The sequence below is a fragment of the Methylobacterium fujisawaense genome, from assembly GCF_014138435.1.
GTDB classification, from domain to species: domain Bacteria; phylum Pseudomonadota; class Alphaproteobacteria; order Rhizobiales; family Beijerinckiaceae; genus Methylobacterium; species Methylobacterium fujisawaense.
In genome coordinates, this window is record NZ_JACJIM010000001.1 from 282,787 (window position 1) to 297,729 (window position 14,943).

The 14,943-nt window shown below is 70.4% G+C and carries 19 protein-coding genes; 8 read left to right on the forward strand and 11 right to left on the reverse strand.

The annotated features are described in order from the left end of the window. Nucleotide 1 precedes the first annotated feature (1 nt). From GGQ91_RS01315 to GGQ91_RS01335, 5 genes are all read right to left on the reverse strand, one after another. A complete protein-coding gene (locus GGQ91_RS01315) occupies nucleotides 2–577 on the reverse strand; it encodes an NUDIX domain-containing protein (protein WP_043382695.1) in 576 nt (191 codons plus the stop codon). A gap of 38 nt (nucleotides 578–615) precedes the next feature. Further along, entirely contained in the window at nucleotides 616–873 is a 258-nt protein-coding gene (locus tag GGQ91_RS01320) for a sulfurtransferase TusA family protein (RefSeq protein ID WP_043353112.1), read from the reverse strand. Nucleotides 874–966: 93 nt separating this feature from the next. After that, complete coding sequence (locus GGQ91_RS01325; protein WP_053611124.1) at nucleotides 967–1,314, reverse strand: hypothetical protein; 348 nt, start codon at nucleotides 1,312–1,314, stop codon at nucleotides 967–969. 97 nt (nucleotides 1,315–1,411) lie between these two features. Further along, a complete protein-coding gene (locus GGQ91_RS01330; RefSeq protein ID WP_043353108.1) occupies nucleotides 1,412–2,779 on the reverse strand; it encodes a glutamate--cysteine ligase in 1,368 nt (455 codons plus the stop codon). 294 nt (nucleotides 2,780–3,073) lie between these two features. Next, a complete protein-coding gene (locus tag GGQ91_RS01335; RefSeq protein WP_182591201.1) occupies nucleotides 3,074–3,826 on the reverse strand; it encodes a 16S rRNA (uracil(1498)-N(3))-methyltransferase in 753 nt (250 codons plus the stop codon). Nucleotides 3,827–4,047: 221 nt separating this feature from the next. On the opposite strand from GGQ91_RS01335, the gene GGQ91_RS01340 reads away from it, so the two are divergent. Both GGQ91_RS01340 and ubiA read left to right on the forward strand, forming a co-directional pair. Then, a complete protein-coding gene (locus tag GGQ91_RS01340; RefSeq protein WP_043353104.1) occupies nucleotides 4,048–4,527 on the forward strand; it encodes a hypothetical protein in 480 nt (159 codons plus the stop codon). Between the two features lie 88 nt (nucleotides 4,528–4,615). After that, nucleotides 4,616–5,563 carry a 4-hydroxybenzoate octaprenyltransferase gene (ubiA, locus tag GGQ91_RS01345; protein ID WP_043353102.1) on the forward strand — a complete coding sequence of 316 codons (948 nt, stop codon included), beginning with the start codon at nucleotides 4,616–4,618 and terminating at the stop codon, nucleotides 5,561–5,563. A 15-nt stretch (nucleotides 5,564–5,578) separates the two neighbouring features. On the opposite strand, the gene GGQ91_RS01350 is transcribed toward ubiA, so the two are convergent. After that, the gene (locus GGQ91_RS01350) at nucleotides 5,579–6,034 is read right to left on the reverse strand and encodes a DUF6101 family protein (protein ID WP_182591202.1); all 456 of its coding nucleotides are present in this window, start codon (nucleotides 6,032–6,034) and stop codon (nucleotides 5,579–5,581) included. Between the two features lie 421 nt (nucleotides 6,035–6,455). Here GGQ91_RS01350 and GGQ91_RS01355 point away from each other — a divergent pair, with 421 nt between their 5' ends. Then, the gene (locus tag GGQ91_RS01355) at nucleotides 6,456–7,271 is read left to right on the forward strand and encodes an inositol monophosphatase family protein (RefSeq protein ID WP_043353099.1); all 816 of its coding nucleotides are present in this window, start codon (nucleotides 6,456–6,458) and stop codon (nucleotides 7,269–7,271) included. Nucleotides 7,272–7,306: 35 nt separating this feature from the next. On the opposite strand, the gene GGQ91_RS01360 is transcribed toward GGQ91_RS01355, so the two are convergent. Together GGQ91_RS01360 and GGQ91_RS01365 are read right to left on the reverse strand one after the other, a co-directional pair. Beyond that, nucleotides 7,307–7,543, reverse strand: coding sequence for a hypothetical protein (locus tag GGQ91_RS01360; protein WP_043353097.1), 237 nt, complete (start codon nucleotides 7,541–7,543; stop codon nucleotides 7,307–7,309). Nucleotides 7,544–7,760: 217 nt separating this feature from the next. Next, on the reverse strand, nucleotides 7,761–7,970 hold the full coding sequence (locus GGQ91_RS01365) for a cold-shock protein (RefSeq protein ID WP_010682786.1): 210 nt from the start codon (nucleotides 7,968–7,970) through the stop codon (nucleotides 7,761–7,763). Between the two features lie 317 nt (nucleotides 7,971–8,287). Here GGQ91_RS01365 and GGQ91_RS01370 point away from each other — a divergent pair, with 317 nt between their 5' ends. Then, entirely contained in the window at nucleotides 8,288–8,677 is a 390-nt protein-coding gene (locus GGQ91_RS01370; protein WP_043353095.1) for a hypothetical protein, read from the forward strand. 7 nt (nucleotides 8,678–8,684) lie between these two features. Here GGQ91_RS01370 and GGQ91_RS01375 read toward each other — a convergent pair whose 3' ends face one another. Next, the gene (locus tag GGQ91_RS01375) at nucleotides 8,685–8,888 is read right to left on the reverse strand and encodes a hypothetical protein (RefSeq protein WP_043353093.1); all 204 of its coding nucleotides are present in this window, start codon (nucleotides 8,886–8,888) and stop codon (nucleotides 8,685–8,687) included. Between the two features lie 166 nt (nucleotides 8,889–9,054). Between GGQ91_RS01375 and GGQ91_RS01380 the strand changes: the two genes are divergently transcribed. Beyond that, on the forward strand, nucleotides 9,055–9,633 hold the full coding sequence (locus GGQ91_RS01380; RefSeq protein ID WP_043353091.1) for a type 1 glutamine amidotransferase domain-containing protein: 579 nt from the start codon (nucleotides 9,055–9,057) through the stop codon (nucleotides 9,631–9,633). Between the two features lie 36 nt (nucleotides 9,634–9,669). On the opposite strand, the gene GGQ91_RS01385 is transcribed toward GGQ91_RS01380, so the two are convergent. Both GGQ91_RS01385 and GGQ91_RS01390 read right to left on the reverse strand, forming a co-directional pair. Further along, complete coding sequence (locus tag GGQ91_RS01385; RefSeq protein WP_182591203.1) at nucleotides 9,670–11,325, reverse strand: calcineurin-like phosphoesterase C-terminal domain-containing protein; 1,656 nt, start codon at nucleotides 11,323–11,325, stop codon at nucleotides 9,670–9,672. A 215-nt stretch (nucleotides 11,326–11,540) separates the two neighbouring features. Then, nucleotides 11,541–12,839: a L,D-transpeptidase family protein gene (locus tag GGQ91_RS01390; protein WP_043760317.1), complete on the reverse strand. Its 1,299-nt coding sequence runs from the start codon at nucleotides 12,837–12,839 to the stop codon at nucleotides 11,541–11,543. A 229-nt stretch (nucleotides 12,840–13,068) separates the two neighbouring features. Between GGQ91_RS01390 and GGQ91_RS01395 the strand changes: the two genes are divergently transcribed. From GGQ91_RS01395 to GGQ91_RS01405, 3 genes are all read left to right on the forward strand, one after another. Continuing rightward, on the forward strand, nucleotides 13,069–13,446 hold the full coding sequence (locus GGQ91_RS01395) for a hypothetical protein (RefSeq protein ID WP_182591204.1): 378 nt from the start codon (nucleotides 13,069–13,071) through the stop codon (nucleotides 13,444–13,446). Between the two features lie 42 nt (nucleotides 13,447–13,488). After that, the gene (locus GGQ91_RS01400; RefSeq protein ID WP_182591205.1) at nucleotides 13,489–14,463 is read left to right on the forward strand and encodes a copper chaperone PCu(A)C domain-containing protein; all 975 of its coding nucleotides are present in this window, start codon (nucleotides 13,489–13,491) and stop codon (nucleotides 14,461–14,463) included. Nucleotides 14,464–14,608: 145 nt separating this feature from the next. Next, a complete protein-coding gene (locus GGQ91_RS01405) occupies nucleotides 14,609–14,941 on the forward strand; it encodes a DUF2946 family protein (RefSeq protein WP_343066741.1) in 333 nt (110 codons plus the stop codon). Nucleotides 14,942–14,943 lie beyond the last annotated feature (2 nt).

The following is a 14,943-nucleotide window of genomic DNA, read 5'->3' on the forward strand; positions in this document are numbered from 1 at the left end:
CTCAGCGCGTCGCCTCGAAGAGGTCCGGCCGCCGCAATTGGAGCGCGAACAGAAGCGTCAGCGATTTCATGTCGGTGATCGTGCCGCGGCGGCCCATGGCGGCCAGCTCCGGCAGCGGGATCTCATGCACCGCCACGGCCTCGCCCTCCGCGGCGAGGCCGCCGCCGCTTCCGGTCCGGTCGGCCTCGCCGTAGGCGGCGAGGAACAGGTCCATCCGCTCCGTGGAGATGCCCGGCATCGACCACGCGCTGGCGACGAAGTCGAGCGCCCCCAAGCGCAACCCCGTCTCCTCCAGGGCCTCGCGCCGCGCCTCGTCCTCCGAGGCGCCCTCGTCGAGGAGGCCGGCCGGGACCTCGATATGGCTCGGCGGCCCCCCCGAGTAGAGGACCGGCGCCCGGAACTGCGAGACCAGCGTGGCGACCCGCCGCTCCGGATCGTAAGGCAGCACCGCGACCGCCCGGCCGTGATCCTCCATCTCCCGCGTGAGGCGGGTTCCGTCCTCCTGCATCACCTCGGCCACGAGGTAGCGCGCCCAACCGTCGTGCACGAGGCGCACGCCCCCGATCCGCGGTGCCATACCGATCCTGCCTTGCCCCTGGAAGGCTCACGGATCGTTCAGGAATGCGGCGGCCTTGCGGACACGGTGATGCGGAAGCGCAGGCGTTCCGCGCGCCGCTCGACAGCGTCGAGGCGCGCGCCCTCCTCCCGTACGAGATTCGGGATGTCGAGGGCAGCCAGCGGATCCGTGCACGTCACCACCAGCGTGCGGCCGGCAGGAAGGCTTCGCAGGGCCTTGCGCGTGCGCAGGACCGGGAGGGGGCATTTCAGCCCGCTGAGGTCGAGATCGACGCAATCCGGATCTTCGTCCCGCACGCCGCAAGCTCCCGAACCGGCGCAGCGACCGGCAGAGCGACCGGCACCCGGCGCGTCATAGGCATCGCCGGCCCGCGAAGCCAGCGGATCCGCTCACCATTCGTAATAACCGAAGGCAGGCCCGTAATAGCTGTCTGGTGCAGACCAGAGATAGCGCGGACCGGAATAGCCGTAGTCGAAGCCGTGGCTCGGCACCGGCGCGTAGGCATAGCCGTAACCGAAGGGTGCGGGATAACCGTACTCGCCATAGTAGCTGTATTGCGGACGCCCGCGGGCCGCCACGGTTCCGGCGCTGCGTCCGCCCGCCCCGTAATGCCAGCGGCCGGGGCCCGGCGCCGGGCCTGGAGCCTCGAACCGTGCCAGATCGGCCGCCTGACCTGCGCCCCCGCTCGCCGACAAGGAAGCCATCGCCAGAAGGATGACGGCGGTGACACGGGTCATGGTACGGTCCTCCAGCGGCAACACGCCCTGCTGGAACGTTCCAATAGCACGCTCTGGACGTGATTCGCGCCCGGTGCGTCGGTCGATCAGGGAGGCGTCAGAAGACGCATTCGGCGAAGGCCGGCCGCACGCAGGCGCCCCAGCGGCCCTCGTAATCGGCGAGCAGATCCTCCGCCCGCGTCCGGCCGGCCGCGACGATGGCCTCGAGAGGCTGCAGGTAGATGGTCTCGTCCCGCCCCTCGGCGTCGCGGCGGCCCCGTGCCCGCAGACCCGACCGGGCGATCGCCAGGGCCTCGGCGGCGACCGCGCCGAGGGTGGTGTTGGCCACCGGAGTCGCGAGCCCGAGGCGCGGTGCGGTGGCCCGCGCAGCCTCGCGATTGGCCGGGCTCCACCCCTTCACGAGGTCGAGGGCCGCGTCGAGGGCCGCCTCGTCGTAGAGGAGGCCCGCCCAGAAAGCGGCCTGGGCGGCGATCATGCCGGAATCGCCGACATCGGCGCCGCGCATCTCCAGGAAACGCTTCAGCCGGACCTCGGGGAAGGCGGTGGAGGCGTGATTGGCCCAGTCCGAAACCGTCGCGAACTCTCCGGGCAGCTGCGGCAGCTTGCCGGCCATCAGGTCACGGAACGAGGCGCCCGACACGTCGTGGTAGGTGTCGCCCCGCTTGACGAAGTACATCGGCATGTCGAGCAGCCAGTCGACATAGGCCTCGTAACCGAACCCGGCATCGAAGGCGAAGGGCAGCATCCCCGTCCGATCGGCATCGGTGTCGCGCCAGATCTCGGACCGGCGCGACAGGAAGCCGTTCGGCCGGCCGTCGGTGAAGGGGGAGTTGGCGAAGAGCGCGGTGGCCACCGGCTGCAGCGCCAGGGATGCGCGCATCTTGCGCACCATGTCGCCCTCGGAGGCGAAATCCAGATTCACCTGCACCGTGGCGGTGCGCAGCATCATGTCGAGGCCGAGCGATCCGACCTTCGGCATGTAACCGGCCATGATCCGGTATCGGCTCTTGGGCATGACCGGGGTCTCGTCCCGGCGCCATTTCGGACTCATGCCCAGCGTCAGGAAACCGATTCCCAGAGGATCGGCCACCCGCTTCGTGGCGGCGAGATGCGTGGCGAGTTCCGCGGCGGTGGCGTGCACATCGGGCAGCGCGGCGCCGGACAGCTCGAACTGGCCACCGGGCTCGATCGAGATCGCACCGCCCGCCTCCGCCGACAGGCCGATGATGTTGCCGAGATCGACAATCGGCTCCCAGCCCGTCTCGCCGGCAAGGCCCTCCAGTAGGGCCCGGATGCCGCGATCCCCGTCATAGGGGACGGGCGCCCGGCTCTCCCGGTAGAACGGGATCTTCTCGTGCTCGGTGCCGATCGCGAAGCGGGCGCGCGGCTTCTCGCCCGCCGCGAACCATTCGATCAGTTCGGCGCGCGTGGTGAGCGGCGTGGTGTCGTTGCTGTCGCGCGCCATGCGCTGCCTGCCCGTGCGTCTGACTTATGCGTTGGAACGGGCGCGCCGAACTGCTTCGGCGGATCCACCCAGTATCGACCCGCTCTCGCGAGCGGGCTCCGGGCGGACACCCGCCCCCGACCCCGATGAGCCCGCGGCGCAGGCGGCGTCCGTTCCGGGACATAATCGAGCCGCCGGGAACCCACAACGCGGCGGCCTCGGCCGGCGCGCCGCTTCACGTCCGATCCGGGGAAACAATCGTTCGGGCTGACGCCTTCATGTGCGCGGGCACACATGGATCAGGCCGGCCCGTCTTCAGCGCGCGTCGCCGAGGACCGCCTGCACCAGGGCCAGCACGGCGACCGCGGCCGTGTCGGCCCGCAGGATGCGCGGTCCCAGGGAGAGCGCGACGGTGTTCGGCCGCGCCCGGATCAGCGCACGCTCCTCCTCCGAGAAGCCGCCTTCCGGACCGACCAGCACGGCGAGCGGTGGCGGGACCTGCGGATCGGCGGCCGCCCGCAGCGCCTGCACGGGATCGCGCACCGGCGCGTCCTCGTCGCAGAACGCCAGGAGCCGCTCGGGGGCGAGCCCCGCCAGGGCCGGGGCGAGACGCTCGGGGTCGGGACAATCAGGAATCGTCAGGATGCCGCATTGCTCGGCCGCCTCGACGGCATTGGCCCGCAACCGGTCCATGTTGATTCGGTCGCCCTGCGTGTACCGGGTGATGACCGGGCGGATCGTCCCGGCGCCCATCTCGACCGCCTTCTGCGCGAGGTAGTCCAGGCGCGCGCTCTTCAGCGGGGCGAAGAGATAATGCAGGTCGGCCGGCTTCGTCTGGGCGCGCGTCAGTGCGGCGACGTGGAGGTCGGCACCCTTGCGCCCGGTCTGGACCAGATGCGCGCGCCACTCGCCGTCGCGTCCATTGAAGACCAGGACTGGATCGTCCGGCCCCCGGCGCAGCACGTTGAGCAGATAGTTGGCCTGGGCGCGATCGAGGGGGAGAATCACGCCCGCGGCAAGATCGGCCGCGACGTGAAGGCGCGGGGCGGTGAAGTCATAGGCCGGCATGGCGGCGTGGTCGCGCGGGGCGGCGAGCCTGTCAACGCGGGGGGGCGCGCCCGAAAGTGTTGCCGAATGGTTACGAGCCCCGGTTTTCGGCAGCCAGTCCACCGGTGCATGGCGCAGCCGGTTTGCCGCTCGATTGACGCCACAATCCTATGGCGAACCCAGGGGAACGGAAGAAAGCCGGCCGCTCGCGGATTCGGCAGGGGCGTCGAGGGAGTCTCGGAATGGCGAAGGGGAGTCTGAAGCTGGGGGCGGCGGTGCTGGTCGGCACCGTCGTGTTCGGTACCGCCGCGTTCGCGCAGAGCGCGGCACCGGAATGCGGCGCCATCCAGAAGACCCTGGCCGAGCGCAAGGCACTGGTCGGCCGCGCCAATGCGGCGTCGCAGTCCAAGAAGAAGATGACCCCGCAGGAGGCCTGCGCCCTGTTCGGGAAGCTCCAGGCCAACGGCACCGAGGGCATCAAGTGGATCGCCGCCAACAAGGAATGGTGCTCGATCCCGGATTCCTTCGCGGAAGGCTTCAAGGCCGACCACGTGAAGGTCAGCGGCATCCGCACCAAGATCTGCAGCGTCGCCGCTCAGGCGACCAAGATGGAGGCGCAGGCCCGCGCCCAGGCCCAGGCCCAGGCCGGCGGCGGTGGCGGCGGCCTGCTCGGCGGACCGGGCTTGACCGGCAGCTTCAAGCTGCCGCAGGGCGCTCTGTAAGATCGTCTGAGAGGATCACGGATCCGGCGCGGGTCCCCCCTCTGCAGCGATGGGGGACGCACGTGTGGCACGACCGGAGATCCGACCGATGAACGGGACGGCGCTTGACGACGGGCGGCCAGCCGATGCCGTCTCCGGTCACTGGGTCGACCGGCTGGCGCCCCGTTCCTGGCGTCCATACCTGCGCCTCGCCCGGATCGATCGGCCGATCGGCTGGTGGCTCCTCCTCCTGCCCTGCTGGTGGTCGGCCGCCCTGGCGGCGATCGCCGCGGATCAGGCCTTTCCCGATCCCTGGCACTGCCTCCTGTTCCTGATCGGCGCGGTGGCGATGCGCGGGGCGGGCTCGACCTACAACGACATCGCCGACCGCGACCTCGACGCGCAGGTCGAGCGCACGCGCCTGCGCCCCCTGCCCTCCGGTCAGGTCCGTCCGCGCCATGCTGCCCTTTTCCTGGTGATCCAGGCTCTGATCGGGCTGGCCGTCCTGCTGCAGTTCAACGCCGAGGCGGTGATCATCGGCCTCTGCTCGCTGCTGCCGGTGGCGATCTACCCGTTCATGAAACGGGTCATGCCGATGCCGCAGGCGGTTCTGGGCCTGGCCTTCGCCTGGGGAGCGCTGATGGGCTGGGCCGCCGTGTTCGCCCGCCTCGATCCGCCGGCGCTGCTGCTTTACGCGGGCGCCCTGTGCTGGATCATCGGATACGACACGATCTACGCGGTGCAGGATATCGAGGACGACGAGATCGCGGGGATCCGCTCGTCGGCGCGCCTGTTCGGCCGGCATGTGCGTCTTGCCGTCGGGCTCTGCTACGCGCTGGCGGCTGCCTTCGTGATGCTGGCGGCGCGCGGGGCCGGTGCGGGATTCGTCGGGTATCTGGGCGTCGCGGCCTTCGCCGGGCACCTGGCCTGGCAGGTCCTGTCGCTGCGGGAACGCGATGGGCGCGGGGCTCTGGCGCTGTTCCGGTCGAACCGGGATGCCGGGCTGCTTCTGTTCGTCGGCCTCACCGCCGACCTCGTGCTGCGCAATCTCGTCTAAGAGCGGTCGGCGCCCTCAGGTGCGGGCGATGATCTCGTTCTCGCCGCGGAAGATCTGCGGACGCGCCGGCAGCCGGCCGGTCTTGCGGCGGGCCAGGAACCGCGGGCGGCGGCGGCCGAGGCCTGCATGACGGCGGCGGATCCGGACCTGGCCGAGAATCAGCCGGCCGATCTGCTGCGAGACCGGGACCAGGAGGCCGTCCTCGCGGACGATCATCCGCGTCAGTCCGGCCCGCGCCGCGATGTCGCGCCACACGGCGACGACGTCGTCCTCCTCGAAGCTGCCGAGGCGCTGGAGCACGTCGCCTTCGGCATCCACCAGGATCAGGCTGAACCGGTCGGCCCCGGTGATCTCCGCATCCTCGGTGGCATAGGCGAGCGCGATCCCGACGGCGCGGCGCGCACCCGCGCCGCGACCGATCACCGGAAGCGGCGAAGCGACGAAACGGGGCGCGGTGTCGGCACCGTGCATCGGGTGTCCTGCGTGGCTTTTGTCCGTGGCCGGGGAAGTGTTCATCAGTCCGAGTCCCTGGAGCAAGTGGCCGTCCCTGTCGGGCCGTCCGTTATGCCAAGCAAAATCGCACCCGAACTCCTCCGCACCGCTTAAGAGCCGTCGTTAAGCGAATCTGGACAGCGCTGTCATTTGCGGAATGCTCAATGCTTCCTTGAATGCTCAACATTTCCTTGCCCAGACCGGTCGTTATCGAACGATCAACCAGCATCCTTGTGGCGCTGCGGGAGGCGCCGTACAACGAGGCGACCGGGCGCGCGATCCTCCGTGCCGGGTCTTCTCAGCCCGAGCGGGTGAGCCCAGGCGGGCCCGGACGTCCGCGTCACCGGACGGACGGGACAGCAAGGCCCTCGCGGGCCGCACGGATTCCACGCGGAGCGCGATGCCCGACTCTCTCACCGACGATGCCGTATCCGCCCTGATGCCGGAGCTGCGCGCCGTGATGCGCGAGGCGGCCGACATCGCGCGGCCGTTCTTCAGGCTCGGCGGTCAGACTTCGGCCCGCATCTGGTCAAAGGCCGGCGGCTCGCCGGTGACCGAGGCGGACGTCGCGGTGGATGCCTTCCTGAAGGTGCGCCTGAGCGCCCTCGTGCCGCGCGCCGCGTGGCTGTCGGAGGAGACGGCCGACGACCCGGCCCGCCTCGGCCACGACCTCGTCTGGATCGTCGATCCGATCGACGGGACGCGGGCCTTCCTGTCGGGCCATCCGGATTGGTCGATCGCGGTTGCGCTCCTGTCGGGCGGCGAACCGCTGATCGGGTTCGTGCACGCGCCGGTGGGCAACGCCGATTACGAGGCGGTGCGCGGTCGCGGCGCGACGCGGAACGGCGAACCGATCCGCGTCGATGCACGGCAGCACCTGACGGGCGCCCGCATCACCGGCCCGAAGCCGATGCTCGACCGTCTGACCCGCGGCGCCGGTACGGAACCGGATTTCGAGGTGATCGCGCGGATCCCGTCTCTCGCCTTGCGGCTCGCCCGCGTGGCGGACGGGACGGTCGATATCGGGATGATTTCCGGCAATGCCCGCGATTGGGACCTTGCCGCGGCCGACCTCGTCCTGCGCGAGGCAGGGGGCGTGGTCTGCGATTTCGGGGGGGCGGCGACGCTCTACAACCGCCCCGACCCGGTGCACGGCGAGTTGCTCGCGGCACCGGTCGGCCTGCGCGACCCCGTCCTGTCCGCCTGGGACGTCTGAGGACGAGGCCCTGCGCAGACCGGCGGTCCGGTCTCTCAGGCCGCCGCCGCCTCGCGAAGCTTCACCGCGCCGGGCGCGAGCCCGAGGCGCTCGGCGAGATGCCAATGCAGCTCGCGCGGGGAATGGTAATTGTAGGATCGGTCGATCAGGTCGCTGACATCGACCCCGGTCTGCTCCGCGGTCTTGGCCCGGGCCAGCTTGCCCACCCGGAAGGTCGGCGCATCGGTCACGGGGGAACGGACGCCGCGGCGCCGTGTAAACTCGAACAACATCTGTGTCTTTTCTTCTCTGGACCGAACGTTGGCTCCGTCCGGCGTCGTTTCTGGGATATTGCCTCCGACGCGACCCGGACCGGGCGATCTTGCCCGGAATGGCAGCGTCGGAAGGGGGAACCGCTTCGGGCGGCCGCTTCGCGCGTCATGCGCGCCTTTCACCTGTACCGGCTGGCGCAAGGAAAGCCGCGTGAGGCGCCTTCAAATCCTGCGACGGTCAGGCCGCCTGCAGGTTGCCGGCGGCGTCCTTGCCGCTGCGCTTGTCCGTGAGGATCTCGTAAGTGATCCGCTGGCCTTCGATCAGGTTGCGCATCCCGGCGCGCTCGACTGCCGAGATGTGGACGAACACGTCCTTGCCGCCATCGTCGGGCTGGATGAAACCGTAGCCCTTGGTCTCATTGAACCACTTTACAGTGCCGGTATTCACGTAGTGTACCTCGTTCGTCCATAGGCCATCCGCGCGGCACGAGGGCCGCGTGATGCACCACGGTCTTTCTGGATTTGGCCAGTGCGGCGGGGCGCGAGTCGCTGAACCTTGAGCAGCGTCAGCCTCGGTGGAAAAGCCCCCCGAGGACGTATTTAAGCGCAGGCTGCGGCCGCAACAAGGCATGAGCGGCGTATCATCTGCGTCGCAGGCCGGGATCGGGAGGCGGCCGAGAGGCCCCGCCCCCTGTGATTCCGGGCGTTCACGATGCATATACGGAATGCGCTCAAGCAGTTAAGGCGCGTGGCTCTGGACGATACATGGCAGGCATCTCGGTCTCGCTGGACGGTGCGAACATCCAGCTGTCCTTCCAGAAGGACGATCAGGCGACGGCAGTGGTGATGGATGCCCGCGCCGCTCGGGCGCTGGTGCGCGCCGTCGGGCAACTTCTGACGGCGATCGACGACACGGACGAGCCCGACATGGCCGACGAGATGGGCGACGAAGAGGTCGCAATGCTCGACGTGACGTCGTCCGCGATCGAGATCGGCACCGATGACGAAGGCCAGGCCGTGGTCGCCCTCCAGGCCGGCGCGCTACCGCCCTTTCAGCTTCGCCTCACGGACGAAGAGGCCCGCCACGTGGTGACGAGCCTCTCCGAAATCCTCAGCGCGCCGCGCGACGTGCGAACCTCGCACGGCGGTCACTGACAGCATTTCACATGCGGGTGCCGGGATCGGTCGGCGTGCCCGGGAAGACGTCGGGTTCGGAGCCCGGGCCGCCGGGCTCTCCGATCCCCGGATCGTTCACCGGATAAGGCGTGCGCGGACCGGTCGGACCGATATCGGGCTCCTCATCGGGCGCCGGCGGGGGTGGCGGCAGGTCGCCGGGCGTGGGCTCGGGAAGACCGGGATTGGCCATGACGCGACTCCTGGCGGTTGGGGTGGTGACCAACGGGTCGCCCTCGCGGGAGTTCCGTTGACCGCACCGACATCCGGTTTCGGACGCGGCCGGGCGGCCGAGGGCCGCAGGAACAGGGCGAACGACCCTCCGTTAGCCGGGCAGATCCCCAAAGAGGACACCCGCCATGCCCGACATCCGCCAAGCCAAGATCCTGATCCTCGCCACCGACGGCTTCGAGGAGAGCGAATTGACCGTCCCGCAGGCCAAGCTGGCCCAGGCCGGCGCCGCCGTGACCGTCGCCGCCCCGCAATCGCGCCAGAGCAAGGGTACGATCCGCGGCTGGGACAAGACCGACTGGGGCAAGGAGGTCGCGGTCGATACCGATCTGGAGCAGGTCGATCCCGCATCCTATGACGCCCTGGTCCTGCCGGGTGGTCAGATCAACCCGGACAAGCTCCGGCTGGAGCCCCGGGCGCTCGACGTGATCAGGAGCTTCCTCACATCCGGCAAGGTCGTAGCCGCGATCTGCCACGCCCCGTGGCTGCTGATCGAGACCGGCGCGGCCAAGGGCCGCGATCTGACCTCGTTCAGCTCGATCCGGACCGACGTGATCAATGCCGGCGGCCGCTGGCACGACAAGGAAGTCGTGACCGATCACGGCATCGTCACGAGCCGCAACCCGGGCGACCTCGACGCCTTCTGCGCGAAGGTCATCGAGGAGATCCAGGAGGGCGGCCACGGCGCCCGCCAGCTGGCGGCGTGACCCGCACGGGCGCCGCCGAGCACGCGGCGCCCGGATTCAGCCGCGGCTGCGCTCGCCGGTGACTTCCAGCACCGTGCAGCCGCGGATCGGGCGGCCGTACTCGTCCGTCCCCTCCACGATCACCCGGTGGGCCCCAGGGGCGAGATCGTCCGGAAGCCGCGCCGTCCAGATATGGGTCGAGGGCGTCGCCTTCACCCAGCTTTTCTTGGTCTCCGGGTAGCGCTCGTAGAGCTCGGTGACGAACGGGTCGAGGCGGCGGGTGCGCGCCATCGGCCGGGCCGGCGCCTCGCCGACCCGGAACGCGAGGTGCGTACGCGGACCGCCGTCGAACACGTTCACCACCAGGGTCGTGTCGGGGAGCGCGTCCTGCGGCACCGGCGGCCGGAGGCCCTGCACGGGCCGGGTCCAGCGCACCACCTCCGGCGCGCCGGCCCGCAACTCGCTTTCGAACAGGATCCGCATGGTCTCGTCCGGCTGACCCTGCGCGGCGACGTAGCGCGACGTGTAGTCGGCGCCGCGGATCGACAGGACGTGGAACCCGTTCGGCGTGCCGTCGCGGCTGTCGGCGGAGGGGATGCCGGTGCGGGCGTCGGGACCGCTCCACCACGAGCCCGAGACGGCGGTCAGCACGTGATGGTGGTGCCCGTCGGCGAGGTAATGGTGCTCGGTCGTGTGGGTATGGCCGGCGAGGCTCAGAACCTTGCGGCCGGCGAGCAGCTCGAGGAGCGCGGCGCGGTCGGTGGTGGTGTTGCGCGGATCGTCCGGCGCGGTGTCGGTGTGCAGCGGGATGTGCATGGCCAGCACGATCAGGTCGTCCCGGGGGATCTCGGCCAGGAGGTTGCGCAGGAAGGTGAGGCTGCGTTCGCCGATCCGGCCTCGATAGGTGTTGGCGCCCACCGGCACGGGCGGTCCGAGCCACTCGACGTTGTCGAGCATCACGAACCAGGCCCGGCCGTGCCGGAACGCGCATGTCGGCGCGCCGAACACCCGCTTCCACGTCTCGCGGCTGTAGCGCGCGTCCGGCGCCTGCATGTTGAGGTCGTGATTGCCCGGCAGATTGTACCAGGGCAGACCGATCCGCCCGACGATGCGGTTGGACCGCCCGTAGAGCGACAGGTCGTCGAACAGCACGTCGCCGGTGGTCAGGCCGAAGGCCGCCGGGATCGCCATGGCGCGGGCGACCGCCGTGTCCCGCACATGGTCGAGTTCGAACCGGCTCTCGGGCTGGGGATCGGTGAACAGCACGACGTCGAAGTCCGTCGTCTCGTCCACGCGGGTCAGGGTGAAGTCGATCGAGGCCGGGAGCGGCCCGGTGGGCGCGAGCCCGCGATAGCGCAGGCCCAGCTCGGCGGGCGTGCCCCCGGGCTGGTGGATGTAGGAATGGCGCGGCACGTTGTCGGCGTCGCGCGGCAGGGCGTAGCCCGGCGGCTTGATCACGAAGACCGCCCCGTCGCCCGACATCGGCAGGCGGTAGCGGCCCTGATCGTCCGTGCGCACGACCTCGCGACCGTTGGACACCAGCACACCCGGCAACGGAGCCGGGTCCCCGCCGGCCGCATCGCGCGCGGAGACGATCCCGGTGGCCTCGGCGGTCTCCTGCGCGCCGGCCCGGCCCGCGACGAGGCCCAGGGCGGCGGCGCCCGCCATGGTGCTCCGGCGGGTCAGGCCTCCGGGTTGAGTATCGCGCGACATGGATGGCTCCTGCACGGCTTCGCGGCGCGTCGTCTCGCGGGAGGCCGGCAACCGGCATCCTGGACGTAGCGACCCGCGGCCAAGCAGACGCGTTTGACTTCCGGATGACAGAAGCGGCCCCGAACGCACGAGGCCCGCGCCTCGGCGGAGGTGCGGGCCTCGGATCGGGTTCGATGGGCGGGCGCCGCCGGAGGCGGCCGGCGCCCGCGGAACGACTATTCTTCGTCGCCGGGCTCGAAGGTCTGCGGCATCGGCTCGGCGCTGGCGACCGGGGTCGGTGCGCCGATGGTCGAGGGGACGTTCACGCCGTCGCGCTTGTAGATGTCGTCGCGGAACTGGACGATGCCGTCCGGGGTCGACCAGGCGGTGATGTAGGTCCAGTAGACCGGCACCGGCTGGGCGATGTTGGCGTCGACGCGCTTGCCGCTCTCGATCGCCTCCTCGACCTTCTGGCGGTCCCAGCCGGGCGTGTCCTTCAGCAGCCACGTGATGTACTCGCGCACGTTCTGCACGCGCACGCAGCCCGAGGAGATGAAGCGGAAGTCGTCGCCGAACACGCCCTTGGTGTTCGTGTCGTGCATGAACACGCCGTAGGGGTTCGGGATGTTGATGCGGACGATGCCCATCGAGTTGAAGTCGGCGCCCGAATCCTGCCGGTAGGTGTAGCGGGTGCCCTCATCCGAGAACCAGTTCACCGACTTCGGCGAGATCTCGGAGCCGTTCGACAGGATCCGGATCTTGTTGTCCGTGAGGTAGTTCGGATCCTTCTGCATCTTCGGGATCAGGTCCTTCTTCACGATGGAAGCCGGGACCGTCCAGGTCGGGTTGAAATTGATCTGCGTCGCCTTGGTGTTCATGATCGGCGACTGGCGGTCGATCTTGCCGACGCCTGCGGCGTGGAGCGTCACGACCTGACCGTTCTCGACCGTCTCGACGAGCGCGGCCGGGATGTTGGTGATCACGAAGCGCCGGCCGAGATCGCCCGAGTAGGAGCGCAGGCGCACGACGTTGATCTCGAGCTGGCGGAGGCGCACCTCGGCCGGGACGTTCATGGCCTGCTGGGTGGCCATCGTCATCGCGCCGGTCTGGCTGAGGCCGTGACGGGCCTGGAACCGCTTCACGCCCGCGGCGACGTACGAATCGTACACGCCCGAGCCACCGGCGGCCGGATCGAGGTCGCCGGTGACGATCAGGCGCTGGCGGATGGCCGCCACGGCCGGGCCGCGCGAGCCGACCCGCAGATGGTCGGCGCCGGAAACCTGACGCCAGCCGCCGCGGGCGACGATGTCCTTGTAGCGCTCCACCATCTGCTCGGTGGACGTCACGGTCTGCGGCGAGAGGATCGGAACCGTCTCGCGCTGCACCTGCATGCCGGCGGGTGAAGCGTAGTCCTGCGCCCACTCGGCCTGGGCATAGTTGCCCTGATCGCGGGCTTGGGCGGCGCCGAAGCCCAGCGCGCCGAAAGCGGCGACGCTCAGGATTGCGGTGAACCGGTTTTGTGCCTTCTTGCGCATCGGTCGCTGGCTCTGGTCCGGGGTTCGTCAGATCGTGACGGGAGCGGATTGTCTCGTGCGCCACGGTGTCGGGATGGCGTTAAGACTCCCTATCGAAGGGGCCGGAATGTGGCATCGCCGTGCGCCAGCGCACGCAGCGTCCCGGTGCGGCACCCTGGCAACAGCCTAAGGCCGCCCGGTGTGGCAGGGATGCCATAGCGGTCCGGTTCGGACGGTGCGCGGGAGCAGCATGGATTCGGGCGAGGCCCTTTCGGATCGACGTGTCGGGCCGGCCCTGCGGGCCGTGATCGCCGTGCTGGCGCTCTACGCCCTGCTGCTCCAGGCCTTCCTCGGCGGCCTGATGCCGTGGCCGGCGACGACCGACGGCCTCTGCGCGCAGCATTCCGACCCGGCGGCCATACCGGGAGCGCCCGTTCCTCACAGCCATGCCGATTGCTGCACGGCGGCCCAGGCCACCGGGCCGGCGCTTCCGCCGCGACCGGCCGTGACCGCACTCCGGTGGGCCGCGGCCGCGGATCTTCATCCGGCCTGGCCCCTCACCGGCAGCGTCGGTGCCCGCGCCCCGCCCGGGACAATTGCCTCCCCCCGGGGGCCGCCGACCGCCTGAGCGATCACCACCTCTCGGATCCCTCAGGACGGATAAACTCCCATGAAGACCCTTGTCTCGGCCGCCCTCGGCCTCGGGCTGCTCGCTTCCGCGGCGCAGGCTCACGCAGTGCTGGAACGCAAGCAGGCCGCCCCCGGCGCCGCGTATCGCGGCGTCGTCCAGATCATGCACGGCTGCAACGGCAAGCCGACCACCCGCGTGAGCGTCAGCATCCCAGAGGGCCTCGTCGGCGCCAAGCCGATGCCGAAGCCCGGCTGGACCCTCGCCACGACGCGCGGCCCCTACGCCAAGACCTACGCGACCCATCACGGCACGGCCTCTGAGGGCGTGACGGCGATCACCTGGAGCGGCGGCTCCCTGCCGGACGACCAAGTCGACGAGTTCACGTTCCTGGCGCAGGTGGCCGACACCTTCGAGCCCGGCGCGACCGTCTACGTCCCGGTCCAGCAGGATTGCTCGGAGGGCGGCTATTCCTGGTCGGAGATCCCCAAGGCCGGCCAGGACGCCCATGACCTGAAGGCGGCGGCACCGTCCTTCCGGATCGTCCAGGTGGCTCAGGCCGGCGGCGCACCGGCCGCGGCGACGCCCGCCGCCGGCTCGACCGTGAAGGCCGGGGACCTGACGATCGAGACGCCGTGGCTGCGCGCCACGCCGAACGGCGCCAAGGTCGCGGGCGGGTATGTGCGCATCACCAATACCGGGAGCACGCCCGACACGCTCACGGGCGCGACGGTGCCCTTTGCCAAGAGCAGCGACATCCACTCCATGTCGATGGAGGGCGGCGTCATGAAGATGGCACCGGTCTCGGACGGCCTGACGATCAAGCCCGGCGAGACCGTGGAGCTCAAGCCCGGCGGCTACCACCTGATGTTCGAAGGTCTCACCGGCGCGCCGAAGGCCGGCGAGACCATCGCGGGGACGCTCACCTTCCAGCGGGCGGGCGCCGTGCCGGTGACCTTCACGGTGGCCCCGATCGGCGCGGGCGCGCCGAGCGGCCAGCATCAGCACCAGCACTAGCCGCCCGACAGGGAGCATCGGCCGCCGGGCGACCGACGTGAGAAGGGAGAACCCACGAGGCCGGGCCGCCACGGCGCCCGGCCTGCGCGGCCGCGCGGATCGTCGGGACGTTCCCGCACGGTCGGTCCGTGCATGCGCTCGGGTCGTGGCGTTCCTCGCCCTCTACGCCCTGGCGCTGCAGGGCATCCTCGGCGGGATCGCCTCGGCCAATGCGGGACCGGACCATATCCTGTGCCTCGCCGATGGCGGCCAGGCAGATCGGGCACCGGCCGGCAAGCAGTTGCCGGCTCATCACCACGGGGATTGCTGCGTCGCCTGTCACGCGGCGGGGCCAGCCACCCTCCCCGCGCCCTCGACCGTGACGGCCGTCCCCCTCGCCCGTCCGGTCGCGGCCGCCGGCCCGCGGCCGCAGCGCGTCGCTTTCCCGCGGGCGCCGCCACGTCCCGGTCTCGGAGCCCGCGCCCCACCCGTCGTCTGACC